General features: G+C 41.0%; 22 protein-coding genes. 9 read left to right on the top strand and 13 right to left on the bottom strand.

Going from position 1 to position 25,982, the window contains the following annotated elements:
- Positions 1-27: 27 nt before the first annotated feature.
- Positions 28-927: a site-specific tyrosine recombinase XerD gene (gene xerD, locus Q0590_RS12330; protein WP_302037849.1), complete on the top strand. Its 900-nt coding sequence runs from the start codon at positions 28-30 to the stop codon at positions 925-927.
- 76 nt (positions 928-1,003) lie between these two features.
- Here xerD and Q0590_RS12325 read toward each other — a convergent pair whose 3' ends face one another.
- The 10 genes from Q0590_RS12325 to Q0590_RS37545 form a co-directional block, all read right to left on the bottom strand.
- Entirely contained in the window at positions 1,004-1,228 is a 225-nt protein-coding gene (locus Q0590_RS12325; protein WP_302037848.1) for a hypothetical protein, read from the bottom strand.
- 135 nt (positions 1,229-1,363) lie between these two features.
- Positions 1,364-2,134 (bottom strand): DUF4249 domain-containing protein, encoded by a 771-nt coding sequence (locus tag Q0590_RS12320; RefSeq protein WP_302037847.1) that lies wholly within the window; start codon positions 2,132-2,134, stop codon positions 1,364-1,366.
- 103 nt (positions 2,135-2,237) lie between these two features.
- A complete protein-coding gene (locus Q0590_RS12315) occupies positions 2,238-4,580 on the bottom strand; it encodes a TonB-dependent receptor (RefSeq protein ID WP_302037846.1) in 2,343 nt (780 codons plus the stop codon).
- 165 nt (positions 4,581-4,745) lie between these two features.
- The gene (locus Q0590_RS12310; RefSeq protein ID WP_302037845.1) at positions 4,746-5,984 is read right to left on the bottom strand and encodes a glycosyltransferase family 4 protein; all 1,239 of its coding nucleotides are present in this window, start codon (positions 5,982-5,984) and stop codon (positions 4,746-4,748) included.
- 132 nt (positions 5,985-6,116) lie between these two features.
- Entirely contained in the window at positions 6,117-7,973 is a 1,857-nt protein-coding gene (gene asnB, locus Q0590_RS12305; RefSeq protein ID WP_302037844.1) for an asparagine synthase (glutamine-hydrolyzing), read from the bottom strand.
- Positions 7,974-7,975: 2 nt separating this feature from the next.
- Positions 7,976-9,439 carry a cellulase family glycosylhydrolase gene (locus tag Q0590_RS12300; RefSeq protein ID WP_302037843.1) on the bottom strand — a complete coding sequence of 488 codons (1,464 nt, stop codon included), beginning with the start codon at positions 9,437-9,439 and terminating at the stop codon, positions 7,976-7,978.
- 138 nt (positions 9,440-9,577) lie between these two features.
- Positions 9,578-10,510: an FKBP-type peptidyl-prolyl cis-trans isomerase gene (locus Q0590_RS12295; protein ID WP_302037842.1), complete on the bottom strand. Its 933-nt coding sequence runs from the start codon at positions 10,508-10,510 to the stop codon at positions 9,578-9,580.
- A gap of 275 nt (positions 10,511-10,785) precedes the next feature.
- Positions 10,786-11,799, bottom strand: coding sequence for a DHH family phosphoesterase (locus Q0590_RS12290; RefSeq protein ID WP_302037841.1), 1,014 nt, complete (start codon positions 11,797-11,799; stop codon positions 10,786-10,788).
- A 205-nt stretch (positions 11,800-12,004) separates the two neighbouring features.
- Entirely contained in the window at positions 12,005-13,195 is a 1,191-nt protein-coding gene (gene kbl, locus Q0590_RS12285; protein WP_302037840.1) for a glycine C-acetyltransferase, read from the bottom strand.
- A 45-nt stretch (positions 13,196-13,240) separates the two neighbouring features.
- Positions 13,241-13,585 (bottom strand): hypothetical protein, encoded by a 345-nt coding sequence (locus Q0590_RS37545; RefSeq protein ID WP_366970442.1) that lies wholly within the window; start codon positions 13,583-13,585, stop codon positions 13,241-13,243.
- Positions 13,586-13,738: 153 nt separating this feature from the next.
- Here Q0590_RS37545 and Q0590_RS12275 point away from each other — a divergent pair, with 153 nt between their 5' ends.
- Positions 13,739-14,710: an NAD-dependent epimerase/dehydratase family protein gene (locus Q0590_RS12275; RefSeq protein WP_302037839.1), complete on the top strand. Its 972-nt coding sequence runs from the start codon at positions 13,739-13,741 to the stop codon at positions 14,708-14,710.
- 120 nt (positions 14,711-14,830) lie between these two features.
- Here Q0590_RS12275 and Q0590_RS12270 read toward each other — a convergent pair whose 3' ends face one another.
- Both Q0590_RS12270 and Q0590_RS12265 read right to left on the bottom strand, forming a co-directional pair.
- The gene (locus tag Q0590_RS12270) at positions 14,831-15,499 is read right to left on the bottom strand and encodes a porin family protein (protein WP_302037838.1); all 669 of its coding nucleotides are present in this window, start codon (positions 15,497-15,499) and stop codon (positions 14,831-14,833) included.
- 231 nt (positions 15,500-15,730) lie between these two features.
- Positions 15,731-17,179 carry an NADP-dependent isocitrate dehydrogenase gene (locus Q0590_RS12265; RefSeq protein WP_302037837.1) on the bottom strand — a complete coding sequence of 483 codons (1,449 nt, stop codon included), beginning with the start codon at positions 17,177-17,179 and terminating at the stop codon, positions 15,731-15,733.
- Positions 17,180-17,366: 187 nt separating this feature from the next.
- On the opposite strand from Q0590_RS12265, the gene Q0590_RS12260 reads away from it, so the two are divergent.
- The 7 genes from Q0590_RS12260 to Q0590_RS12230 all read left to right on the top strand — a co-directional run bounded on the left by Q0590_RS12260 (position 17,367) and on the right by Q0590_RS12230 (position 25,445).
- Positions 17,367-18,152 carry an enoyl-CoA hydratase/isomerase family protein gene (locus Q0590_RS12260; RefSeq protein ID WP_302037836.1) on the top strand — a complete coding sequence of 262 codons (786 nt, stop codon included), beginning with the start codon at positions 17,367-17,369 and terminating at the stop codon, positions 18,150-18,152.
- A 148-nt stretch (positions 18,153-18,300) separates the two neighbouring features.
- Positions 18,301-19,806 carry a lipopolysaccharide biosynthesis protein gene (locus Q0590_RS12255; protein WP_302037835.1) on the top strand — a complete coding sequence of 502 codons (1,506 nt, stop codon included), beginning with the start codon at positions 18,301-18,303 and terminating at the stop codon, positions 19,804-19,806.
- A 126-nt stretch (positions 19,807-19,932) separates the two neighbouring features.
- On the top strand, positions 19,933-20,367 hold the full coding sequence (gene dut, locus Q0590_RS12250) for a dUTP diphosphatase (RefSeq protein ID WP_302038140.1): 435 nt from the start codon (positions 19,933-19,935) through the stop codon (positions 20,365-20,367).
- A gap of 232 nt (positions 20,368-20,599) precedes the next feature.
- The gene (locus Q0590_RS12245) at positions 20,600-21,604 is read left to right on the top strand and encodes a sugar phosphate nucleotidyltransferase (RefSeq protein ID WP_302037834.1); all 1,005 of its coding nucleotides are present in this window, start codon (positions 20,600-20,602) and stop codon (positions 21,602-21,604) included.
- 92 nt (positions 21,605-21,696) lie between these two features.
- The gene (locus Q0590_RS12240; protein ID WP_302037833.1) at positions 21,697-23,445 is read left to right on the top strand and encodes a tetratricopeptide repeat protein; all 1,749 of its coding nucleotides are present in this window, start codon (positions 21,697-21,699) and stop codon (positions 23,443-23,445) included.
- Positions 23,438-24,196, top strand: coding sequence for a lipoprotein insertase outer membrane protein LolB1 (gene lolB1 / locus Q0590_RS12235; protein WP_302037832.1), 759 nt, complete (start codon positions 23,438-23,440; stop codon positions 24,194-24,196). Before Q0590_RS12240 ends, lolB1 begins: the two co-directional genes overlap by 8 nt.
- Positions 24,183-25,445, top strand: a complete 1,263-nt coding sequence (locus Q0590_RS12230) for a murein hydrolase activator EnvC family protein (RefSeq protein ID WP_302037831.1) — start codon at positions 24,183-24,185, stop codon at positions 25,443-25,445. Before lolB1 ends, Q0590_RS12230 begins: the two co-directional genes overlap by 14 nt.
- A 266-nt stretch (positions 25,446-25,711) precedes the next feature.
- Here Q0590_RS12230 and Q0590_RS12225 read toward each other — a convergent pair.
- Positions 25,712-25,982, bottom strand: a 271-nt coding sequence (locus Q0590_RS12225; RefSeq protein ID WP_302037830.1) for a hypothetical protein, incomplete at its 5' end; no start/stop codon positions are given.

Genomic DNA, 25,982 nt, shown 5'->3' with positions numbered 1-25,982 from the left:
TCCTACTCTAACCCGTATACTTTCTGCATGAATTGGAAAAGCGCCATAAAAGAATTTAAGAACTACCTGCAACTGGAACGGTCACTGGCTGGCAACTCTATAGAGGCGTATATACACGATGTAGACAAACTGCAACAATACCTGGAACTGTCTGGTAAAAATGTGTTACCCGAGGCTGTTTCTTCCGGCGATTTACTGGATTTTCTGCAATACATTGGTGAACTGGGTATGTCAGCACAGTCGCAGGCCAGGATATTGTCTGGTATTAAGTCGTTTTACCGGTATTTGCTGATGGAAGATATCATTAAGAATGATCCTTCCCATCTCTTAGAATCACCTAAGCTGGGGCGTAAGTTGCCAGATACGTTAAGTTTACCGGAGATAGATGAGTTACTGTTGGCCATAGACCTTTCTACCCCAGAAGGTGCACGCAACCGGGCCATTATAGAAACCCTATATAGTTCGGGCTTACGCGTATCGGAACTGGTAGAACTGAAACTGACAAACGTATACACCGATATTGGTTTTCTGCGTGTAACTGGCAAAGGTAATAAAGAACGACTGGTGCCTATTGGCCGCGATGCCCTCAAATACCTCAACATTTATATAGAGCAGATCCGTTGCCATGTACCAGTCAAAAAAGAGTTTGAGAACTATGTTTTTCTGAACAGGCGGGGCGGCAAACTTTCCAGGGTAATGGTATTTATGATTATTAAAGAACTGGCCGAGCGGATTGGTCTGCAGAAAAGTATCAGCCCTCACACCTTCAGGCATTCATTTGCTACGCATTTAATTGAAGGTGGTGCCGACCTGCGGGCCGTACAGGAGATGCTAGGCCACGAGTCTATAACTACTACCGAAATATACACGCACCTGGACCGGGATTATCTGAAACAAATTATCAAAGATTACCACCCCAGAAGCTAACCTCCTTGGAACAAAAAGGCTCACCAATCAGGTAAACTGGTGAGCCTTTTTGTGAATTGCTTCTTTAGCAAACTATTTAGTTTATACTTTTATCCCGGCGGTCAGTTACTACACAATCGAGTAGTATTACCTTGCGGCCTTCTAGGATATACCGGATGTAACCTGTACTATGACTATCGTTGTAGGGATGCGTATATATTTGCGGAACTCCATTATCTTCAAAAAAATCAGCTACTTCTTTATCTACCAGCAGAAGGTCTCTGTCGAGAAAGCCTCCCGGCGATTTCATTTTTTCTTCCATTGTATATTAGTTATGCGGTACACCCTGCCAGGCTAGTAAACTTTTCCCAGGGTATGCACTCCATTTATATACATCTGCCCTTTTAAGAAGGTTCCTTCGGTACCTCTACAGGTAGCCTGGCTACAGAAATGCGCCCTACTCAAGTACTATTTTTTTTCGATCGTAGACAAGGGTAGCAAACACACCCATTCCTCCTTTTACTGTAGATTTTACTTTAGCCGGTTGAGCAAAAGGATTTCCATTGGCATTAGCCGCTGCCGCTACAGTTTCCAGAAAGTCGTAGTAGCTTTTTTCTATATGATATAAAGAAACGTACACCGTATCTCCTGCCTGATAATTGTATCCGGTGCCTAAGGTAACTTCGCCATTGGTGTTAAATGAATCGTCCAGATTAAAATCTACATCGGCATTTTTATTGAGGCTGTCTCTATGTATCTGTAAGCGGTAATAATTGGTAAGAGAGGGATCATCGTCAAATTTTACTAACAGAAAGGCAAAGTCATCTTCATTGTATTTCCACTCCACTGATTTAATAGGTACTTTCGGCAAAAATCTGGCTGTCCCTGTAATAGACCGTCCTTTAGGATCTTTTACCTCCAGCGTATACTCTATTCCCTGCACAGCTCTGGTGGGTTTGTTAGAAACATAGTTATAGGCTTTCCGGTAAAAAGTATCTACTTCTACTGAATAATTCAGGGTAGTACGGTCGGCCCCGTAGGTAATATTTACACTGGCATCGTTGACAATAGGCAGCCGTGGGCCTTCAAAATAACTGACACTTTCAGTAACAGCCATCCGGTAGGGCTGGCCATCTTCCAGGTAGCATTCTACTACCAGTTGTTCATCATAATCAGGTAAAGGCACTTCTATTTCTTTTTCCAGATCACATGCAGTAACCAACGCCATAAGTAAAACCAACGAAACAAGCCACCCTGCTGTATTGATTAAGTTTCTGCAATGAGTGGGTATGGAATGAATAAGCATATAAAAATACGATACTGTTTGAAGCTTAGAATTTGAAATTATAGGTGATAGAAGGAATAACCGGGAACAGAGATACTTGTTTAGCCTTAAATCCGGTAATAATATCTGTTTGCCTGTCCCGTACTTCTTCAAAATAAATAAAATACGGATTTTTCCGGTTGTATGCATTGTACACACTCAAGGTAAGATCCGATTCGCCCCATTTTGGAAAAAACCGCCATACCAGCCCTACATCCAGCCGGTGGTAAGGAGCCATCCGGAAGCTATTCCGCTGCAAATACTCTGGCACCACCGTAAAGTTAGAGCCATTAATATCTTGCACTAAAAAACGGCCTACAGGCAGCGATATAGCATTACCAGTACCATACACCCAGGTAGTAGTGATTGATAAACGCCTGGAAAGCTCATGAATCAGCACGGCTGAAACATCATGCCTGCGGTCGTAGCGGGGAAAAAAGGGATTGCCATTATTAATATCATTAAATTTGCGGTATGTCCAGGAAAGTGTATAGCCAACCCAGCCAGTCGTGCGGCCTTCCCGTTTTTCCAGGTATATTTCGTTGCCATACCCCCATCCGCGGCCAAAAACAAATTCTTCTTCCAGCCGTGGATTAACAAATAGCTGTGCTCCATCGCGGAAGTCCAGTTGGTTTTTCATCCATTTATAATACACCTCATTGGTCAGCAATAACTTGCCTTTGAATAATAAGGTACTGATCCCGGCGGCAAGCTGATCTGAACGCTGTGGTTGTACAAGCCGGCCAGAAGGATACCAAATATCAGTGGGCAGGGAAGCACCGGAATTAGCTACCAGATGTACATACTGGTACATGCGGGAGGCACTTGCTTTTAAAGAAGTATTTTCGCTTAGTTTATACCTGGCGGCTAGCCTGGGCTCTACTCCTCCAAACCATTTGCCTTTATTCTCAAACCCGGAAAACCGAAGCCCACTGTTAAACCGCCACAGTGGACCTGCCGTTAGTTCACTGGATACATACGCCCCTATTTCTGATCCGGTGAGCCCTTGCCCGGAGTTAAAGGCGATTGTTCCATCTTCACTATCTGCTTGCAGGCGTCCGATGTCAAAGGTATGATGGGTATACTGGCCTCCGAAACGGATGGTATGATTGGCATTGGCTGTATAATAAAAGTCTGTTTTAGCTCCCAGATCGCGGATAGTAGACCCCAGTGTAAAGCTAAATATGTCAAACTTGTTTTCAATCGTGTACTTATAATCAGAATAGATAAGAGAAGTGTTAGCAAATAGTTTAGGGCTAAAAATATGGTTCCACCGGACAGTGGCTGCATTATTGCCCCAGTTAAAGTTGATATTAAAGTTATCTCCTTGAAACCCAAACTTATCTCTCCCCAGGTAACCACTCACAAATAGGCGGTCTTTCTCACCCAGGTCATAATTTACCTTTGCATTCAGATCATAGAAATAATAATCTGGTATCTCGTTATAGTCTTCATTGTCTCTGTTTGCCCGGTTAAGTGCCCGAGTGAACGCATCAAAGTACGTACGCCGCCCAGATAGCACAAAAGATGATTTATTTTTGACTAATGGCCCTTCCAGAGTAAGACGCGAGGCAATAGCTCCAATACCTCCGGAACCGGTAAACTTCTGATCGTTGCCATCTTTCAGCTTTACATCCACCACTGACGACAACCGTCCCCCATACTGAGCCGGGAAATCACCTTTATATAGATCCACTCCTTTTACAGCATCCGGATTGAATATACTGAAGAAACCAAACAAGTGGGCAGCATTATATACCGTAGCTTCATCTAACAGAACAAGGTTCTGGTCAGGGCCGCCCCCACGCACGTACAATCCGCTGGCTCCTTCTCCACCCGATTGGATGCCAGGCTTCAACTGTAATACTTTTATTATATCTACTTCTCCGAATATAGCAGGCACCAGTTTTATCTCCTTAATATTAAGCTTTTCCACACTCATCTGTGTCTGATTGAGCTTGTCCTGTAGCGATTCGGCCTGCACAACTACTTCCTGTAATTCCCTTTTTTCGGGAGAAAGAACAATGGTAAGCTGTGTATTCCGGTTTAAAAGCAGACGTCGGCTAACTTGCTGATATCCAATATAAGAAATAACCAGCTGCACACTGTCGGCTGGCAAGGAAAGGGAAAAAAATCCGTATGCATTGGTGGTGGTACCTTTGCTTAAAGCCGGAGCATATATAGTAGCTCCTACCAGGTCTTCGCCTGTATCGGCATCTTTTACATATCCGCTAACTGAAAAATTACTCTGCGCATTAACTACATGACTTCTGGAGAAAATTACGAAAGCAACAACGAAGCATACGAAAATTTTATATGCCACCACGCGTAAACCTGCATTCACCTTCATTTGCACTATTGACGATTGACTTAATCTGTTAGTATGCCTTATCCTGCTTTTAAGAAAGGCAAGCATTTATAGATATAGATACAGTACTAACATAACTCTAAAAAGCAGGTTATGTTACTTAAGTTATGGTAAGAATATGTTTAGCATTCTATAAGTTATAGCCTGTTAATTTGTTTCCTCCCCTACCACTACCGGCTCCTGTAGGTTAGCCTGTCTACCAGCAACTGGCGAGAAAAGACTACTAAAATACCAGCTGAGTTTTTCTCTGGAAAATTGTTTTTCAGCCAGCAACCTGGCAGCCGTTTTTGCTTTTGCCAATTTCTGTTTGCTAGCCATATAAGGAAGTAGCTTTCGATAAACTTGCCCAGGATTGTCTGGCGCAGCATAAAAACCACAGCCTGCCTGCTCTATACAGGTTTGTATCCACCCGGTTGTATTTACGATGCATAGTTTACCTGCTGCCAGGCTATCAAAAAACTTATTAGGGCTATTGGTTTCCAGAACAGGTAACTGAGCAAAAGAAATGTATACTGCATCCACACGTTTTAGTATTTCCCGAAGCTCATATTTGCTGGTATGGGGCACAAATTGCATAGCCGTTACCCCCTGCTGCCTTGCCTTATTCTGTAAGTATTGCCATTGGCTACCTTTGCCTATCATAAGAAATTCTACGTTAGTCAGATTCTTCTCCTGAAAAAATCTGGCAACTTCCAGATAGCTTTCCAGGTAATTTACCTGGCCCACTGCACCAAAATAAGCAATGGTAAATTTACCGGTGCGTTTCTCAGGTGAGCCATACCATATAGATTCTTCATCAAACTCGAAAAAATCGCAATCGGCCATGTTCGGAACCATATGCACCTTTGCCATATCTTTTACTTTAGTAACAACAGCTTGTGCAATTCCAGGAGAAAGCGCTACAATTTTATCCGCCTGGGTATAGATATAATTTTCTAGGGCGAAAAGTGCTTTTATCAAATACTTGTTCTTGATTACACCCATTTCTATTGGGGCTTGCGGCCACAAATCCCGGACTTCAAAGTAAAAAGGAATATGCCTGAATCTTTTCAGCAGGCAGGCGATAATGCCTACTGTAAGCGGTGTAGAAGTAGCATAACAAATATCCACTTGCTTCATTTTTATAGCCAGTAGATACGATTTCAAAACAAATTTCAGAAAAGCATATACCCGGCCACTAAAACCTAAACGGTTATCATAGTACACAGGCAGATAATGAACGGTAATACCCTCTATTTCCGACTTTTTGTACTTCTTCTGATTATGACTGCTAATAACCTCTACTCTATGTCCGTTTTCTACAAGCGCTTTTGCCAGGTAATAGGATCTGGAGGAGCCTCCATCTGCATAGGTATTAAAGTATTGGTGAATGTAGAGTATGTTCATTTGTTACTTTCCATAGCAATTAGCAAATTTAGTATTTTATCTGCTCAGCACTACTATACAAACGTTGTATTCATACCAGGAAACTTACATTCTGGAAGCTTTTTTGCTTAAAATCTGCTAAGCAAAAGCATATTATGAAAAATGGTGTTTTATCCAGGCTGCTAGTAAAACAACTGTCCATAATTCGGACGAATAATCCATTTTGCCAGATAGATGTGCCTGTAATAACCGTTCTACCAGCTCATAGGAGACTGTTTGATATAGTTCATTATCCTTGTCTTTCACCAGCTGAATAAAAGGTGTGCCTTTAGTTGTTCGCAGCCATGCACCAAAGGGCATTCCAAAGCCTTCTTTCGGCCTGGTTACATAGGCTTTTCCCCCTATCCTGGTAAGTATATCTTTCAACAGCCATTTCTTTCCATTTTTTACTAAAAAGGTTGCTGGCAATGCCTTAACTAACTTTACTACTTCTGCATCCAGGTAAGGCAACCGTGCTTCCAGGCTATGTTGCATCGTCATGCGGTCGGTGAGGGTAAGTATGTCTGCTGAAAGGTAGTTAGTCTGATCGTAGATAAGTGCTTTTTGTAAATACTGCTCAACTGCCGTATTATCCATTTCTACAAGAGGTGCCTTTCCGGGTAAATGGCTGCCTAAACTCAGATGAGCCGTAAAATTAAGAAAGGTTTGCTCAGGTGAAACACTGGCTTGTACTGCTAGTTTCTGCAATAACCTAAATGGTTTCCGGAAGGGTAGTTGACGGCCGGTAGGAATAATAGAAGCCGTTTTTTTAAGTGCGGGCAATACTTTTACCAGCTTATGATAATGCTTCAGATACTGGTAATAAGCCCAGTGCCTGTTATACCCGGCAAATAATTCATCTGCGCCTGCGCCGCTTAAAATTACTTTTACATGGGCTTTTGCTTCTTTTGAAAGCAGGAAAGTAAGCCAGGCGGCTCCATCTCCTACCGGCTGATCTATATAGCTGACAAATGTCTCAAAGTCATCCAGAATATCATTTTGTATAGTCAGTTCGTGGTATTCTGCTCCATATTGCCTGGCAGCCTGGCGGGCGTAATAATAATCCTTAGTCCCAAATGCTTTATCGGCTGGGTTATTGGCAATGGAGAAAACAGGCAAATGCGGTATACCTGCCTCTTTCGCCAGTGCCAGAAGAAGTGTAGAATCTACGCCGCCACTTAGAAACAAACCCACAGGCACTTCCACTGGCAAATGCCGCTTTACTGCTTCTACCAATGTTTCTTCTAGTGTATATACAATTTTTTGTTCTGAAATAGGCAGTGTATTTTTTTCTAAATGTATAGTACCTGCTTCTGTCAATGGTTGCCCTGTAGAGGTTGTGTAATACGTACCAGGAGTTATTTCATAAATATTTTCATAGAATGTAGCTGGCCGCTGGGCAAATTTATATTGAAGGTAATAGGCAATCTGGCTGGTATTTAGCTTTTTCTTGATCAGACCTGATGAGAGAATACCTTTAATCTCTGAAGAAACGATTAGATATGAATCTGTCTGGGCGTAAAACAAGGGCTTCATGCCAAAACGGTCGCGGCAAAGCACTACTTTTTCTTCTTGCCTGTCGTACCAGATGAAAGCAAACATCCCATTCAGGCGGGAAAGGCATTTCTCTCCTTCTTCCAGCAATAAATAAAGTAGTACTTCGGTATCTGTATTGGTTTGAAATGTATACGAACGCCGTAAGGAAGCTTTTAGCTGCTGATAGTTATAAATTTCTCCATTGTAAGCCAGAACGTATCTGCCGCAGGGAGAATGAAACAACTGATCGGCTGTAGGACGTATATCGGTAATCCGCAGGCGGTTTTGCGCAACAAAAACTTTATGTGCCGCTGAGGCTATTTCCTCTATATGTACGGCATCTGGCCCCCGGTAATCCAGGGAAGTAGCCATTTGCCGGATAGGCTCTTGGGTAAGCCGGGCGGTTGTATCAATAATCAGATGAATGCCACACATTACTACCGCCTTACGTGTATATGCAAGGCGTATTCTGCATTATTGCCTGGAATACTTACAGACAGCCGTCCTCCTGTATGAGTCAGCTGCTGTGGTTTTTGTTTGGTTCCGCTAGCAGGATCTGTCCAGTTTACGGTATACTTTCCGGCTGGCAGTTGCAGATCAAGTGTACTAGTTTGCAAATTCTCCAGGTAAAAGGCATACTCTTTTCCGGGCTTACTTAACGCATATACCCTACCCTGACCTACATGTGCGGCTGCCATAGTATCTGGTTTTAGGTGAATAAAATCCAGGTTCTCCATAAATTTTTTCAGTATATAGAGGTTCTTCCGGAAGGCAACACTCCCACCGCCAGGTGCTTCCTGTTTGTCGGTGCCATCTGGCTTTTGTACGGTAAACGAATAATCCAGATTATTGAACAAACCGCCACCGGCCATTATGAACCGCCAGGCTTGCCTTCGGTAGGTACTATCTGCATTGCCAGCAAAGCCAGATTCATCAAAGCCGATTACTTTATTGAGGTTATAATTATAGGATACGGCTTCCGGGCGGGCATAATGAAAATTAATAATAGAAATATTCGGGTCAGTAGATGGCAGTTTATAGGCGAAGTTGGTTACATTCTGGGCAATCAGGTGCTGGGCTGAGAAGTTTTTTTCTTCGTCTTTGATAGCTGCGGCCATGTATTTTTGCCAGGCTAGCGAAGAATCGCTGGCGGCTTCTACTTTGGTCTGCCATTCGGGCTGGGCAGTATCTAGTTTGCTTACTGTGGCTACCTGTTTAGGGTTATCAGCCCAGGGTTCGTTCTGGATTTCGTAGATCACGTTGTCGAATTCTTTCAGTTCCTGTACAATTTTTCGTACCATCTTCTCCTGGTGGGCAAGTAAGTTGCCATTGCCTAATGTCTGTACTTTATAAAATACCATGGTATCAGTACGGTTTATATTATTCTTCGGGTTCAACGGGCTACTTTTCCATCCTTCCGACCAGCCATACAACGAACTAAATAGCGTTACTTCCACCACAATCCCTCTTTTGCCGGCTTCGGTTATAAAATCTTTTAATCTGGTAAAATAACTCTGGTCCCATTGAGTAAGGTCAAACTTATTGCCGCCATTGTCATAGCCAGGCATATTGCTGCGAATCCAGGGAGCCACATAGCGGTCGTTTGCCGGAGCCAAGGTGTTTTTAGAAATATTAAATGCCCCCGGGTCTTCTACATACGAACCGGTAAAAATACGCGTATAGTTCAACCCATCTTTCTGAAGGGCATTTAAATAAGTGATGTAATCAAAATCAAGATTTAATACTGCTCCATAATGTTCACCTGAGGTAATAAGAATAGTAGGCTTCCCCCGGAACAGAAAGTAATGTGGATTCTCCGGGTGCAAAGAAATGGGTTTTGAAGGCGGAAGAGCACTACTCCCTGTCAAAAGGATAATACAGGCCAGAATGAGTTGTTTCATGTGGATTCAATTCCCTGAGTGATTATTAAATATAGATAAATTATATAGCAAACATAAGGAAGAAGATTGCGGAAACTACAAATAAAAAAACCATTGCTTGGCTGGCAATGGTTTTCTGAAAAATAACTTAGGTTAAATTTATGGATTTTCAACTTTAAGCAATTCCATTTCAAAAACAAGGGGGGCATACGGAGGAATAGAACTGGCACCTTGTGCACCATATGCTGCTCCAGACGGCATCAATACTACCGCTTTTTCACCTTCTTTCATTTTCAAAAGTGCTTGTTTAAAGCCAGGGATCAATTTCATTTTGTCCAAAGAAGTGGAAGGAGAAATAGTATTTTTATCAAATTCCAGTCCGTTCAGAAATAAGCCTCTGTAATTTAATGTTACTTTGCCAGTAGAGTCCGGAATATTACCTGTACCTACTTTAGTAATAATACGGTATACATTAAAGTTATTTGAACCTACAGCTATCGAAAAAGGAGTTATGGCAGTACTGTCTGCATTTTTCAGTTTTTTTGTGGTATAGTAATCAACTAAGGCTTGTTCCTCTGTCATTAGTTTTTCCAGGGTTACACGGAATTTCAGAGCAGAATAAGGAGGTATTTTTTCCAAATTTCTATTGCCATATGCCAATGTATGCGGCAGGTACAAGTCTGCTACTTGCCCTTGCTGCAATTGACCTATACCCAGATTAAAACCTTCGATAATGGTACCATCATTAAAAGCAAAACGTAAAGGTTTATCGGAAGCTGAACTATCGAATTTAGTTTCGTCTAATAAGCGGCCTACATATTGTACCACTAATTGGTCGCCGGTAGCAGGTTTGGTACCTCCACCTTGAGGAGCCGACTGGATAACATAATAATACCGTTTATCGCCAGTGCCTGCTTCTTGCCAGCCTGTAGTACCATTCCAGGGATTTATGCCTTTTGCTGTAAAATACTGCTGAATTTGTTGTAAATTTTGATTGTACTTTTCTTCACTTTCTTTATTAGGGTCTTTCGTACAAGCCTGGAAAGCAAATATGGCTACCAGGCCAAGCATCATCAGTCTGAAATTTTTCATTAGGGTTGAATAAAATGGGCTTTTGTAATGTATAAAAAAGAATTAAACAAATTTACTCAGATTTAAAAACAAAGTGGTTACAGTTTTCAGAAAAACACTGCTAATGAGAGTAAAAGCAACAATTCTATGTTCATCTACCTGGGAACTTCCAGTGTTTTTGTAAGCGAATACAGTTGTACATGCATTCTTTATGAAAGACCCACAGTGAATAAAATTGGTTGCAAGGCAGGAAAAATTTTCAGCGAACTAGCATACAGGCATTAATTGCGCAACTGCTAGACAGTTTGTAGCTGATCTTTGTAAGTGGGTAATAAAGATAGAAACTTGGTAACCGTTTCTTGCAGGCTCAAATCAGATTTACCCCCTGCGGCATTCTTGTGGCCACCTCCCTCAAAGTGTTTCCGGGACAACTCATTAACAGAAAAATCGCCTACCGACCGGAAAGACAAGCGGACTGTTTTATCCCGCTCCATAATAAGGGCAGCCAGCACAATACCTTCTATCGACAATCCATAATTAACCAAACCTTCCGTATCGCCTGTTTGTGACTGGAAGCGGTTAAGCTCCTGTTCGGAAATAGCAAAATACGCTGTGCGGTATTCGGGCAAAACAATTAATTTTTCGGATAGTGCCCAGCCTAAAAACCGTAACCGGGCTTCCGTATTGGTATCGTAAACCAGGCGTTGTACGCGGTTGGTTTCCACGCCTATTTCTATCAGATCTGCACTAATCTGATGTACACGTTTAGTAGTGTTGGAATGGCGGAAAGAGGCTGTATCGGTCATTATACCGGCATATATACATTCGCCAATAGCAGTATCTATATATGAACGGTCGCCCAGCATTACAATTAACTCATAAATAAGTTGTGCTGTAGCTGCCGCGCCAGTATCCCAGTATTCAAAATCAGCAAAATGTTCAGGTTCCAGGTGATGATCTATGAGTACTTTGTATCCGGGGGCATTTCGTACAATCTCTCCCAGTTCATTAATGCGGTTTAACACTGAAAAATCGAGGCAAAAAATGATATCTGCGTCCCGCATTATCTGTGCGGATAGTTTTTCCTTTCCTTCATTAAAAATGATTACCTGCTCATTCCCATGCATCCAATGCAGAAACTTCGGATAATCCGTTGGAGTAATTACCTGTACCTGATGGCCTTTTTTCTGAAGATAAAAGGCCAGTGCCAAAGAAGAGCCTAAAGCATCTGCGTCCGGTTTCTGGTGGGTAGTAATCGCTATTTTTTTGGGTGAACTTAATAGTTCTTTAAATTTTTCCAGATGTTGCATCTTTTCATGGAGAAAATAACAAACAGGCAAAAACCGGCTACAGGTAAGGATTCGTAATTGTAATAAAAATCAAAATTGGCAATAAAAATGATTAAAAACAAATGTACCTCTCCTGCAGCCAGTCGGTATAGGCAACAGGCATTCGAAAAGCCGGCTGGCTTACTGGCTGTTAGCCCATACGTTTGCAGAATAAATTTTGTTAACGCTATTTAATTACCTGTAGTTCTCTACCTACTTCGGTAAATGCGGCAATGGCTTTGTCTAAATGGTCTTTTTCGTGTACTGCAGATATTTGCACCCGGATTCGCGCCTGGCCTTTAGCTACCACCGGATAGTAAAATCCAATAACATAGATACCTCTTTCCAGAAGTTTCTGGGCCATTTGCTGCGAGAGAACGGCATCGTAGAGCATAATGGGTACAATCGGGTGCTCGCCCGGTTTTATATCGAACCCGGCAGCAGTCATCTTTTCTCGGAAGTACCGGGTGTTCCACTCCAGCTTATCCCGCAGGGTTGTGGTTTGGGTAAGCATGTCCAGTACAGCTATAGAAGCCCCCACAATAGAAGGGGCCAGTGTGTTGGAAAACAAATAAGGACGTGAGCGTTGACGTAGCAATTCTATAATTTCTTTCCGGCCGGAAGTAAACCCACCGGATGCACCGCCCAGGGCCTTACCTAAAGTGCCAGTAATAATATCTACCCGGCCCATTACATTTTTCAGCTCTGGTACGCCCCGGCCAGTTTTACCTGTAAAGCCAGTAGAATGGCTTTCATCAGTCATTACCAACGCTTTGTATTGGTCGGCAAGATCACATATGCGGTCCAACTGGGCAACAGTGCCATCCATGGAAAACACCCCATCGGTTACAATAATGCGGTGGCGGCAACTCTGTGATTCTTTTAGTTTCTCTTCCAGGTCGGCCATGTCGTTGTGTTTATAGCGGAATCGCTGGGCTTTGCAAAGCCGCACGCCATCTATAATAGACGCATGGTTAAGTTCGTCTGAAATAATGGCATCTTCCGGCCCGAACAGTGGCTCAAATACGCCTCCATTGGCATCAAAAGCAGCCGCATACAAAATGGTATCTTCGGTACCCAGGAATTGAGATAGTTTTTTTTCTAGGATTTTGTGAATATCCTGTGTGCCACAAATAAACCGCACCGATGACATGCCATACCCATGCGTATCTATGGCTTCTTTAGCGGCTTCCATTACGGCAGGGTGAGATGATAAACCCAGGTAGTTATTCGCACAGAAATTAATTACTTGCTTTCCTTCCGTAGTTTCTATTATGGCATCTTGTGGAGTCGTTATTACTCGTTCTTTCTTGAATAATCCTGCTTTTTTTATTTCTTCTAACTCCTTTACCAGAACTGGTTTTAATGTTTCGTACATAAATTAGGTTGGTTAATGTGCTGATGAATAGGTATGCTGGGTTATTTATTGGTTCTCCTTTTGTTCACTGGTTTCTTCACTGCCAGTTTCAGGCTTTTTTATTATTGCAGCCCTTCGTACTACCGGCCTGGCGGCTTTTTTAGGTTCTTCCACGTTAGGTTCTTCAGTTTTTACCTTTTCAATAGTTGGCTGAGCTATCGGAGGAACCACTTTTAATGGATAAAGCCGCCGCAGATCGTTTATCAGAAATTTTTTTTGTACCGTAAAACTTGCCGGATGCACCTGGCTGAAAAGCTTTAGAAATTCTTGCCACTTTTCCGGCTCCTCTTTTTGGAATGCCTGGCTGTCTATTTTCTTTTCTGATAAATAAAGCTCAAAATCAGGTTCCATACTTTTTACTATAGAGGTAAAAGGCCGTGTTTCTTTTAGTTAAATAGGTATAATAAGCAGCCAAATAATGGGCAAAGATACGTATATAAACTAAAAGCTTTTGAATTTTTTGAGCAAGCTAATCTTAGTAGCTTCGCACATATTCTTTATTTTATGAACAGTGAAACGGAAAATATATTGATTATTGGCGCCTGTGGCCAGTTAGGAACCGAACTGACACTTGCCTTGCGAGAAATGTATGGAGCAGCTCAGGTAATTGCTTCTGACTTACAATGCAGAGTACCTGTACTGGCAGAATCCGGGCCTTTTGAACAACTGGATGTGTTAGATAGCCGGAAGCTAGGCCAGCTGGTAGATACTTATAAAATCAGCCACATATATCACCTGGCAGCTATTTTATCTGCTACTGGTGAAAAAAATCCGAAACTGGCCTGGGATGTAAATATGGCAGGTTTGTTAAACGTACTGGAACTTGCCAGGGAAAAGAAGTTGAAAAAGGTATACTGGCCTAGCTCTATTGCTGTATTTGGCCCACATACTCCCTCCCAGCAGACGCCTCAATATGCAGTAATGGACCCAAACACTGTTTATGGTATCAGCAAGCAGGCAGGCGAACGCTGGTGTGAATACTACTTTCAGAAGTATGGAATAGATGTTCGTAGCTTGCGGTACCCTGGGTTAATCAGTTACAAAACACCTCCTGGCGGAGGTACTACCGACTATGCCGTAGAAATTTACCATAAAGCCCTGGAAGGGGAAGTTTATGAATGTTTTTTGAAAGAAAAAACGTATCTGCCTATGATGTATATGCCAGATGCCGTAAAAGCTACTATCCAGCTAATGGAAGCAGAAGCAGCTAAACTGACTGTCCGGTCTAGCTACAACGTGGGAGCAATCAGTTTTTCTCCCGAAGAAATTGCCGCTGAAATAAAAAAGCATATCTCGACATTTAGTATCCGCTATAAACCCGATTACCGGCAACAAATTGCTGACTCCTGGCCTTCCAGCATTGACGATAGTGTAGCCCGTGCAGACTGGGCATGGCAACCTGAATATAGTCTTCCAACCATGACAAAAGATATATTATCTAATCTCAGAAAGTTAAAAATGCAGGCAGTAAGTTAGGTTTCTATTTATGTAGATGCGTTTTGCTAACTTAATACATAGACATAGCTATACCCATTAACTAAAAAAGCCAGGTTTAAGCCTGGCTTTTTTAGTTAATGCAATTTAATAACGGTTGATTTAGAATCCGATTGCAACAAAAACTTGTGCTACTGCATTTTTGGAGTTAGTAGTTAACTGACCTGCTAAGTCACTCTTGCCTATCTCTCTTAAGCCATGGTTATAGCGGGCACCTAACTGGAATCCTTTAATATCTAATGCAATACCACCAGATAAGCCATAATCTACAGAATTAAAATCGCCTCTGTCTAAATCTACGGATGTTCCGGTAGTCATGTCTTCACGTAAGTTTTTCACATTAGCGTTCACCAGGTAAGAAATATAAGGTCCGGCTTGTAAGCTTATGGGTCCAAGAGTTAATGAAGCCAATACCGGCAAGTCTACATAGTTTAGATTAAAACGGATTTCTCCATCCTGGGTGAAAGGAATATTGTTGTAGCTGGCTAGTCTGGTTCCTTTAGAAGACCATAAAAGCTCTGGCTGAATGGCAAAAAACTCACCTATGGGTGCTTTAGCCCAAATACCGGCATGTAATCCCCATTTAGCTTTTTCATCGTTCACATCGTCAATATACAGATTGGCTAAGTTTACACCGCCTTTAATACCAAACCGGGGCTGAGTATCTCTGTTACTTTGCGCAGATGCTATATGGGAAACTAAGAATAGTGCAATGGCTAAAAAACTAAAGCTGAGAAGTTTTTTAGAGTGGTAAAATTGATTTTTTTTCATAATTGTATTGAGTTAGCTGGTTATTATAGGTTAGTTTACGCAGAAAACTGAATAGGGTTAATTAGAATTCGATTAAAATTTGTATTTTTTTGCAATACACTATCTGTGTTCTCTCATTTTAAGAACAACTCATTCATCTATAAATTTTAACATTACCCAGGATTTAATTAATGCAAAAAGAGCAAACTATTGCCTGCTCTTTTGTTTACTCTTGATTCTTTAGTTTCAGCTCTACTCGCCTTGTCCCATCGAATATCCTGGTTTTCCATTAAATGTGCATAAATTTTCTGTTTGCACAAAATCATATCCTGCCTGTCTCATTTTAGTAAGCAGTTCAATAATGGCATCATGTGTAATGGGTTTACCACCTTCACTTACATACCGGCACCGCCAATGATCCGTACAGAATGTTTCGGGTAAGCCATCCGGATATACCCTGGCACCCCGGTTTGAAATCATCGAAAGTTTCAGGGTTTCAGTGCGTATCTGCTCTACTGCTCTGCCCAGATCATTGGCTGTACCTTCGTCCCAATCCAGAAATACATCTACCCCAACTAGTTCCTTTTTTGCTTTTGTTTGAGTGGCCTCTTCTCTTGAATAAATAGGGCGCGGCGCAGACAAGTAGCTCACTGTTTTAAATAAGTGCGGGGTACCACCTAGCCGTTCGATAATAGCATCGGCAAATTCTTCAGTACCTACTTTCTTTTTACTTACCTTTTCTTTGTAGATATCACCAGTGTGAATACCAGCTTCTACCGTACATAGCCAGGCATTGTGTATTTTGGCTGCCACATCGGCTTGCCCGATATGTACCAGCATCATAATAGCTCCGTGCAATAAACCTGAAGGATTGGCAATACCTTTTCCGGCGATAGTTGGGGCAGAACCATGTATAGCTTCAAACATGGCACACGCATCGCCAATATTGGCTGAGCCACCCATTCCTACAGAACCGGCAATCTGGGCAGCAATATCAGAAATAATATCTCCATATAAATTAAGAGTCACAATTACTCCAAACCGCTCGGGTTCGTCGGCCAGCAAGGCAGATCCTATATCAATAATCCAGTGCTCTTTTTCCAGATCCGGATATTCTTCGCCAATCTGGTCGAATACTTTATGAAACAAGCCATCGGTTAGCTTCATAATATTGTCTTTGGTAAGGCAGGTTACCTTGTTGCGGCCATAGGCTCTGGCATATTCGAAGGCATACCGGATAATTTTTTCACAACCTGGCCGGGAAATCAGCTTCAAACATTGCACTACCTCATTGGTTTGCTGATGCTCTATACCGGCATACAGATCTTCTTCATTTTCCCGGATAATCACTAGATCCATGGTGGGGTGCTTGGTAACTACAAAAGGATGGTACGATTGGCAGGGCCGCACATTGGCATACAGGCCCAGCATTTTACGGGTAGTAACATTTAAACTGGTATATCCGCCACCTTGCGGGGTGGTAATGGGTGCTTTCAAAAATACCTTCGTTTTCCGCAAAGAGTCCCAGGCAGATGGTTCAATCCCTGTCTTTACCCCTTTCAGATACAATTTTTCGCCTATTTCAATTACTTCTTTCTCTATCTGGGCACCGGCTGCGTCTAAAATCCGGAGGGTAGCATTCATTATTTCCGGACCGATACCATCTCCATAAGCCACCGTAATTTTTGTTTTCTGAGTCATATGTTAAGCTGTTTAATTTAAAGACTGTATTCTTTAATTAGTAACGCAAAAATAGCGGTATGTGTAATAAATCAGGCAAAAACATCAGATTATTATCCAGTTAAGTTGTAACGAAATCTGAGTAGGATACCACAGCATTTTGATTTTTCTATTGTATCTTTGCCCCTTTCATCAAAGAAATAAACAAATGTTAGCATTTGATAATATAAATTTACTCATAAAAGACAGTATTCTGACCGTAAGTATTAACCGTCCTTCCAAACTGAATGCCTTAAACCATAAGACGATGGAAGAAATAGGCACAGTTATGCAGCAGGTATACGACAGCCGGGAGATAAAAGGCGTAATTTTTACAGGGGAGGGCGAAAAAGCCTTTATTGCCGGAGCTGATATTTCAGAAATTGCCGCCTTAACGGAAGTAAGCAGCCGCAAATTTGCTGAACGTGGGCAAGAGATATTTGCTATGATTGAAAATTGCCCCAAACCGGTAATTGCTGCTATTAATGGATATGCCTTAGGCGGAGGGTGTGAATTGGCAATGGCCTGCCATATACGGATAGCTGTAGAAAGTGCCAAATTTGGCCAGCCAGAAGTAAATCTAGGGCTTATACCAGGGTATGGTGGAACCCAGCGGCTTACTCAGTTAGTTGGGAAAGGCAAAGCTCTGGAACTGATGATGACAGCTGACACTATTTCAGCACAGGAAGCAAAGGCTATCGGCCTGGTAAATCATGTGGTCCCTACCCAGGCGCAACTACTTCAACTGGCAGAAGAAATTCTAAGGAAAATACTTTCCAAAGCACCTCTGGCCATTGAGATGGTGATCAGTTGTGTAAATGCGGTATACAATAAAGAAGAAGATGGGTACCAGACGGAAGCCAACTCTTTCAGCATCTGTTGCAAATCCGAAGATTTTAAAGAAGGCACCAAAGCTTTTTTAGAAAAACGCCCCGCAAAATTCCAGAGAAAGTGAAACCTCTATGCTAATTACCTTATAGGCTGATGTGCTAATTTTTACAAATTTTCAGTATATATAACTAATCTATCGGCTAATTTTACCTTATACTGGTGTTACTCAGGTAACAACCAAGTAGCACATCTTTCAATTAGCACATCAGCTTATGAGTGTTCTTAAAAAACTGGCAGGCGAAACCGCCCTGTATGGGGTAAGCAGTATATTAGGCCGCCTGCTTAATTATGCACTGGTACCTCTGCATACGGCTGTGTTTGCACGTCCGTCGGAAATGTCTATCATTGTAGAGTTATATGCGTATGTAGCATTTTTCAATGTGATCTATACCTATGGAATGGAAACGGCCTTCTTCCGCTTTGCTTCCAAAACTACTGACCGCAAATACTACAACATAGCCCTTACCTCTCTTATTATCAGCAGCACTCTGCTGTCTGGTAGCTTTATCCTGTTTTCATCAGAGATTGCCGCTGCACTTGGTTATCCAGAGCAAGGCTATATTATTTCATGGCTGGCTATAATTTTAGCTATTGATGCCATTGTGGCTATTCCTTTTGCCCAGCTTCGCCTGGAAAAGAAAGCCGCTACCTTTGTGAAAGCACGTATGATAAACATAGCCATTAATGTGGCACTTAACTTCTTTTTCCTTTGGTTCTGCCGGAACATCTATGAAGGAAACTGGCTTGTTTCTCTGAAACCATTTATTTTACATGTGTATAACCCAACCTTAGGTGTTGGCTACATTGTACTGGCGAATTTGATTGCTAATGCGGCTTTTTTTCTGTTACTCTATCCTTCGTTTGCCAGGTTTACATTTACCATCCGTAAAGAAGACATAAAAGCTATGTTAATCTATGGCTATCCTATTTTAATAATGGGGTTGGCAGGAATAACCAATCAAATGTTTGACCGCACGATGCTGGAAAAATTATTGCCTGAAGGATTTTACAGGAACCTGACTTCAAAAGATGCCTTAGGCATTTATGGCAACTGTTATAAATTATCCATTTTTATGAGTCTGGCCATTCAGGCATTCCGCTATGCCGCTGAGCCTTTCTTCTTCTCACAAGCCCAAGATAAGAACTCTCCTCATTTGTTTGCCAATGTGATGAAGTGGTTCATTATTGTTTGTACCATTATATGGCTGGGGGTAAGTGTAAATCTGGATATATTAGGTCAGCTTTTTCTGCGGAGTCCGCTTTACCGGACGGGTCTGGCAGTGGTGCCGGTTCTGCTGCTGGCTAACTTATTTCTGGGCGTGTACTATAATCTCTCTATCTGGTTTAAGCTGACTGACCGTACCCATTATGGCACCTGGATTACGTTGATTGGTGCTTTCATTTCTATTACAGGCAATATTTTATTAATCCCGGTTATTGGGTATATGGGCTGTGCTTATACATTTCTGCTCTCCTGCATTGTAATGACAGTGGCCTGTTATGTATTAGGCAACAAATACTACCCTATTCCTTATGATTTAAAATCAGCGGCTATATATATCTTGAGTGCAGGTGTATTGATTTACGTAGCCATGAACATTTCTATCAGCAGCCAGATTATGGCCACGGCTTTTCATTTGTTCCTATGCTTGATTTTTGTAGTCTTGGTTTTTGTTATAGAAAAGCCAAAGTTGATCAGACCCAAGACTGCTTCCTAAGCAGGTTGCCGCAGTAAAAAGAAAGCAAGCATTATGTAGCTAGCCGAAGCTTTGTCTATTCCGGATTTTAGCTTTATCTTCCCAGCCAGATTAAAACAAACTATCTTTCCTACGTTCATGGAAACCATTTCAGTAAAAATCATCAACCAATCTAAGCATCCTTTACCCTCCTATCAAACGGAGCATTCGGCAGGAATGGATTTGAGGGCCAATCTGGAGACTTCCCTTACTTTGCAGCCACTGCAAAGGGTGCTGGTTCCTACCGGTTTATTCATGGAACTTCCTGAAGGGTATGAAGCGCAGATACGTCCCAGAAGTGGTCTAGCTTTTAAGCACGGATTAACGGTATTAAACAGTCCTGGTACCATTGACGCCGACTACAGAGGAGAGATTAAAGTACTATTAATCAATCTTTCCGATACACCCTTTATTGTAGAAAACGGCGAGCGGATTGCCCAGATGATTGTAGCTCCCTATCAGCAGGTAAGATGGCAACTGGCAGAGGAACTCACGGATACAACAAGAGGAACTGGCGGATATGGAAGCACTGGCAAATCGTAGCCTTGCATATATGGTGGCCCCCCAGGCTCGTTCTAAAACTGCCTCGACCAGGTGCAACACGAAAGGCTTTTATCCGCTATAAGTGAATACAGTTTCCCTGATTGATTCGCTTACAGAAAGAGCTGCTTAGCTATTAATTTGACATTTTTTTATTATACCATTAAAAATTCAGTAAATTATTCATCGAAGAAACATTAGTTAGTAAACAAACCTATATAAACACAAAATCTATATGAGAATTATTATTCCTATGGCTGGCATGGGCAAACGGATGCGCCCACATACACTTACCGTTCCCAAACCCTTAATACCTATTGCAGGAAAACCTATTGTACAACGTCTGGTAGAAGATATTGCCAAGGTTTGTAACCAGCCTGTGGAGCAAGTAGCCTTTGTAATTGGCGACTTTGGGAAAGAAGTAGAAAATCAATTAATGGATATTGCTAAATCGGTAGGTGCCCAAGGTTCTATTCACTATCAGGATCAGCCTTTAGGTACAGCCCATGCCATTTTATGTGCCAAAGAAGCCTTGCAAGGCAATGTGGTAGTAGCCTTTGCCGATACATTATTTAAAGCAGATTTTACGTTAGATTCATCTAAGGAAGGTATTATATGGGTGCAGCAAGTAGAAGATCCCAGGCCATTTGGAGTAGTGAAACTGAATGAGCAAAATGAAATTACAGAGTTTGTAGAAAAGCCCGAAACCTTTGTGTCTAACCTTGCTATTATTGGCATCTATTATATAAAAGATGGCAATTACCTCAAAAATGAACTTCAGTACCTGCTAGATCATGATATAAAAGACAAGGGGGAATACCAGCTAACCAATGCCCTGGAGAATATGAAGAGCAAAGGTACTAAATTCGTCCCAGGCCAAGTTACCGAATGGCTAGATTGTGGAAATAAAGATGCTACCGTATATACCAATCAACGTTATTTGGAGTATATAAAAGATACCCAGTTGATAGATGCTTCTGCCAAAGTTGAAAATGCTGTAATTATTCCTCCGGTATACCTGGGTAAAAACGTACAAATTCAGCATGCGGTAGTAGGGCCGTATGTATCTGTTGGCGATGGCTCAACCATCAGAGATTCAGTGGTTAAGAACTCCATTATTCAAAAGAACACATCGGTGATAAATGCCAATATTTCTAACTCTATGTTAGGTAATTTTGCTAAATTTGAAGGAAGACCTAGTGATTTAAGTGTAGGAGACTACAACGTAATTATATCCTAAGCCGGCGACCGTTTTCTGCATACGTTTTGTGGCTATATGTGCTGCCTGCATGCGAGGGTGATGTACGCTTTCTGACTAAAAATTAGATTCCAATGAATACTCCTGTTTTAATAAAATGCCTATCTACCTCTCTTTTGGTTCTGACTATGTTCCAGGCAAGCCCTGTTTGGGCACAGAAGTCGAAAAAAAAGGCAAAAGAAAATGTAGTAAGTGAAATACAAAAGGAAAGGAATCTAACCCAGGCTGAATACTATTTTGCCGAAGGTATGAAGTTCTATGTACTGGAAAATTATGCCAAAGCCATTGATCAATTTCAGAAAGCATTGGAGGCTAATCCGGATAATGGAGGGGCAAACTATGCTATGGCTGATGCCCAGGCTAAAGCAGGCAATAGTACACAAGCCGTAGTTTTTGCAGAGAAGGCGTTAAGATTAGATGATAGCAATAAATATTATTATTACTTGCTGGCAAGCTTATACGAAAAAGAAAAAAAATACCCTCAGGCAGTAAAAGTATATCAGGATTTGATGAAAAAGCTGCCTGAGGACCCTGAAAGTTATTTTAATCTGGCCAATATTTATCTCTTCCAGGAAAAATATGAAGATGCCATAAAACTCTACGACCGTATAGAAAAAACAATTGGCATTAATGAAGATGTAGTACGCCAGAAGCAGCAAATTTATCTGAAATTAAATAAAACAGACGAAGCTATTGCTGAAAGCAAAAAATTAATAGAAGCTTTTCCCGGCGAAATAAAATATACCATTCTGCTGGCTGAAATATATATGTCTAACGGCCGGTCTAAAGAAGCTATTCCTTTGCTGGAGCGGATTATTCAGGAAGGTAGTGAGCAGGCCCAGGCACGTCTGATTCTGTCTGATATATACCGGAGCAATGGGCAGACTGAAAAGGCCGAACAAGAATTATTAGCTGCATTCAGCAGTCCGGATTTAGAGGCTGATACCAAGGTGCAGATATTGGCCAGTTACATAAAAGTGCTGAAAGATGAAAGTTCTAAAAAAAATGCACTGAAACTGGCTGATCTTATCATTAAAACCCATCCCAATGAGGCTAAAGCCTATGCTATTTACGGACATTTGCTTGAATCTTCTAAAGAAAAGCAACGTGCCCGCGATATGTTTCTTACTGCCTTGAAGCTGGATAATTCTGAATTTGAAACCTGGCATCAGCTTATCCGCCTGGATTATGAACTTCACCAGGTAGATAGCTTGCTTACACATTCTGAACAAGCTTTAGAGTTATTTCCAAACCAAGGGGTTTTCTGGTTTTTTAATGGCTATGGGTTTCTCATGAAAAAAGATTACGAAAAAGCTGTATTATCGCTGGAAGAAAGCAAAAAACTATCGGGCAGCAACAAGCAGCTTTTAAATGATATAGAAGTACTGCTCGGCGATTCCTACAACGGCATGGGTGATTACATCCGGTCTGATGCTTCTTATGAAGCTGTGTTGGCAAATGAACCAGAAAATGCCACTGTACTTAATAATTATAGCTACTATTTATCGTTAAGAAAAGAAAAACTGGATAAAGCCAAGCAGATGGCAGGGAAGCTACTAGAAAAGCATCCGGATAATCCAACGTACCTGGACACCTATGCCTGGATATTGTACATGCTAGAAGATTATCAGCAAGCCAGAAAATATCTTGAAAAAGCAGCAGCCAAAGCCACAAATGGCACTGTTTTAGAACACTACGGAGACGTACTATATAAATTGGGTGAAACAGAGTTAGCCTTACAACAATGGATGAAGGCAAAGCAATTGGGCGAAAGCAGCGACCTGATTGACAAAAAAATAGCCCAGAAAAAGCTTTATGAATAAATACACATATTATATCTTATTCTTCCTAGTTATTTTTACTTTCTCCTGTAAAAGACAAAAAATAAATCTTCCTACCTCTACCACCAAAATAAAAAACCTCAGTGTTCAGGAAATTGATTTCAAATATTTCAGTTCCAGATCAAAAGTGACCTATACAGATTCTGAAAATAACCTGAATGCCATTGCAAATATCCGAATAAAAAAAGACAGCTTAATCTGGATATCTGTTTCTAAGATAGGCGTGGAAGGCGTGCGTGCATTAATCACACAAGATTCAATTCTGGTAGTAAATAGATTAAAAAATGAGTTTACTGCGTATGATTTTAAGTCGTTAAGCGAAAAGTTTAATTTCAATATCACCTTCGACATTATTCAAGCTGCCATTGTGGGAAACTTGCCGTTAGCCCAAGAAAGCGATAATGCCAAATTAGTGAAAGAGAAAGATCACTTCTTACTTAGGCAAAGTGAAAACTCTATTACTATAGATAATTTTATAAGTGCAAACACCATGAAACTTACTAAATTATTGATGATTGAACAGCCGACTAATAATTCGTTAACAGTTGATTACGGAGACTTTAAACCTTTAAATACTTTTTTATTTCCTTACAGTAGTATAGTTTCATTACAGTATCAGGCTACTAAAGGCAACGACCAGACATCAGTGAACATCCAACATCAAAAAGTTGAGATTACAGATGAAGAGCTTAAGTTTCCTTTCGATATTCCACAAAAATATGATAGAAAATAAGGCTTTACCTATAAACCGTCGGTCTACAATGTATATGCGTTTGATAAAAGGTATAGTACTAAGCCTGTTTCTTTCACTATGTATTTGCCATGTATCTCTTGCACAAAAATCTAAAGCCCAGTTAGAGAAGGAGAAAAAACAAATCTTACGGAAACGGGAGGAAACCAATAAAAGTCTGCGTGAAACAGCTGATGAAAAAAAAGCCACTATCGGTCAATTAACTGCCTTAAATCAGCAGATACAAAATCAATCACAGCTAATTAACAATATATCCAGAGAGATTAAGCTATTGGACACTGAAATGGCAGAACTTAACCAGATTACTTATTCAATGGAGAACGATCTGGTGAAGTTACGTAAAGAATATAGTGCCATGGTCTATGCAGCTTCGAAAGCCACAACAACGTATAGCAGATTAGTATTTGTTTTCTCATCTACCACATTTAATGAATTAGTCATGCGATTGCAGTATCTGCGGCATTATGCAGAGGCACGTAAAAACCAAGTAAGCCAAATAGAAAAAATAAAAACCATTCTTATCGTACAACAAACGGATCTTACTAATAAAAAACTTGAAAAAGACCAGCTGCTGCAAACACAACTGGTGGAAAATAATAATCTGCTGGCTTTGAAAGAGAAACAAAGTCAGGTGGTGAAACAGTTGAGTAACCGCGAGAAAGAACTTGAAGCAGAATTAGCCGATACCAAAAAATCCATAGAAGGAATAGACCGTTTAATAAAAGACTTAATTGCAGAAGAGATAAGAAGAGCAGAACGAGAAGCAGAGGCCAACAAAGCCGCTGCCTCTATTGAGTCGGCCAAAGAGGCTACTATATCTGCATCATTTGCAGATAGTAAAGCTAAACTGAACTGGCCTGTAAAATCGGGGTTTATATCAAGCAAATTTGGCGAACAACCTCATCCTATTTTGAAAGGAATAACTATTGATAATCCTGGCGTGTATATTCAAACAAACAAGGGAGAACCTGTTAGAGCTGTATATGATGGGGAAGTATGGACAGTCACTTACATACCAGGTGTTAATAAATTAGTGGCTATAAAGCATGGCGATTATATAACGGTGTATGCCAAATTAGCTAAGGTGAATGTAAAGGTAGGGCAAAATGTAAAAGCGAATCAGGTGATTGGAGAAGTCTTCACGGATGCCGATGGCATGTCAGAACTACAATTTCAGATCTGGAAAAATCAAGAAAAACTAAATCCTCAAGCTTGGTTGAATACTAAATAGAAAATAATAATATCTTTAAATAAAACAGGTAGTCACAAGAAGGCTACCTGTTTTATTATATGGACTTTTGCAAGATTTGTCTATACAGGTTAAAAGTATATAGCAGTATTCATATAATCAAGTCATGCAAATAGGTTTTTTTATAAAGGTTTTTAATGAGCTAACTAACAGTAGATAAGATATAGTGGCACTTTATGTATTTTATTAAAGTATAGTGCCATATAGATGCTACCCAATATAGGGTTGGCATGAATAGTAAATGATGCTTAAAGTTTATATACAATTTCTGATTCAAATATTCTTTTTACAAAATTAGTGTTGTAAAATGAATGCTTGCCATCTGAATACATTCTGTAAAGAATCCGCTTCAAGGGTGAGATAACATAGGAGGAGGAAGAGCAGGAGCAGTGAAGAAATGAGCAAAGCGAGAAAGATGCGGAGGAGGGATAGGAAACAAAAAAGCCTCCTTTGTGGGGAGGCTTTTGCTTGATAATGAGGTGGCGGGGACCTACTCTCCCACCTTGTGAGGGCAGTACC

The organism is Rhodocytophaga aerolata, assembly GCF_030503435.1.
Lineage (GTDB): Bacteria > Bacteroidota > Bacteroidia > Cytophagales > 172606-1 > Rhodocytophaga > Rhodocytophaga aerolata.
The sequence above is the reverse complement of the archived record's forward strand: the minus strand, read 5'-3'. Positions and strand labels throughout refer to the sequence as shown.

Bases quoted from the DNA above. Each gene is read 5' to 3' on its own strand.
- xerD (WP_302037849.1), top strand. From the start codon at position 28: ATGAATTGGAAAAGCGCCATAAAAGAATTTAAGAACTACCTGCAACTG.
- Q0590_RS12325 (WP_302037848.1), bottom strand. From the start codon at position 1,228: ATGGAAGAAAAAATGAAATCGCCGGGAGGCTTTCTCGACAGAGACCTT.
- Q0590_RS12320 (WP_302037847.1), bottom strand. From the start codon at position 2,134: ATGGCGTTGGTTACTGCATGTGATCTGGAAAAAGAAATAGAAGTGCCT.
- Q0590_RS12315 (WP_302037846.1), bottom strand. From the start codon at position 4,580: ATGAAGGTGAATGCAGGTTTACGCGTGGTGGCATATAAAATTTTCGTA.
- Q0590_RS12310 (WP_302037845.1), bottom strand. From the start codon at position 5,984: ATGAACATACTCTACATTCACCAATACTTTAATACCTATGCAGATGGA.
- asnB (WP_302037844.1), bottom strand. From the start codon at position 7,973: ATGTGTGGCATTCATCTGATTATTGATACAACCGCCCGGCTTACCCAA.
- Q0590_RS12300 (WP_302037843.1), bottom strand. From the start codon at position 9,439: ATGAAACAACTCATTCTGGCCTGTATTATCCTTTTGACAGGGAGTAGT.
- Q0590_RS12295 (WP_302037842.1), bottom strand. From the start codon at position 10,510: ATGAAAAATTTCAGACTGATGATGCTTGGCCTGGTAGCCATATTTGCT.
- Q0590_RS12290 (WP_302037841.1), bottom strand. From the start codon at position 11,799: ATGCAACATCTGGAAAAATTTAAAGAACTATTAAGTTCACCCAAAAAA.
- kbl (WP_302037840.1), bottom strand. From the start codon at position 13,195: ATGTACGAAACATTAAAACCAGTTCTGGTAAAGGAGTTAGAAGAAATA.
- Q0590_RS37545 (WP_366970442.1), bottom strand. From the start codon at position 13,585: ATGGAACCTGATTTTGAGCTTTATTTATCAGAAAAGAAAATAGACAGC.
- Q0590_RS12275 (WP_302037839.1), top strand. From the start codon at position 13,739: ATGAACAGTGAAACGGAAAATATATTGATTATTGGCGCCTGTGGCCAG.
- Q0590_RS12270 (WP_302037838.1), bottom strand. From the start codon at position 15,499: ATGAAAAAAAATCAATTTTACCACTCTAAAAAACTTCTCAGCTTTAGT.
- Q0590_RS12265 (WP_302037837.1), bottom strand. From the start codon at position 17,179: ATGACTCAGAAAACAAAAATTACGGTGGCTTATGGAGATGGTATCGGT.
- Q0590_RS12260 (WP_302037836.1), top strand. From the start codon at position 17,367: ATGTTAGCATTTGATAATATAAATTTACTCATAAAAGACAGTATTCTG.
- Q0590_RS12255 (WP_302037835.1), top strand. From the start codon at position 18,301: ATGAGTGTTCTTAAAAAACTGGCAGGCGAAACCGCCCTGTATGGGGTA.
- Q0590_RS12245 (WP_302037834.1), top strand. From the start codon at position 20,600: ATGAGAATTATTATTCCTATGGCTGGCATGGGCAAACGGATGCGCCCA.
- Q0590_RS12240 (WP_302037833.1), top strand. From the start codon at position 21,697: ATGAATACTCCTGTTTTAATAAAATGCCTATCTACCTCTCTTTTGGTT.
- lolB1 (WP_302037832.1), top strand. From the start codon at position 23,438: ATGAATAAATACACATATTATATCTTATTCTTCCTAGTTATTTTTACT.
- Q0590_RS12230 (WP_302037831.1), top strand. From the start codon at position 24,183: ATGATAGAAAATAAGGCTTTACCTATAAACCGTCGGTCTACAATGTAT.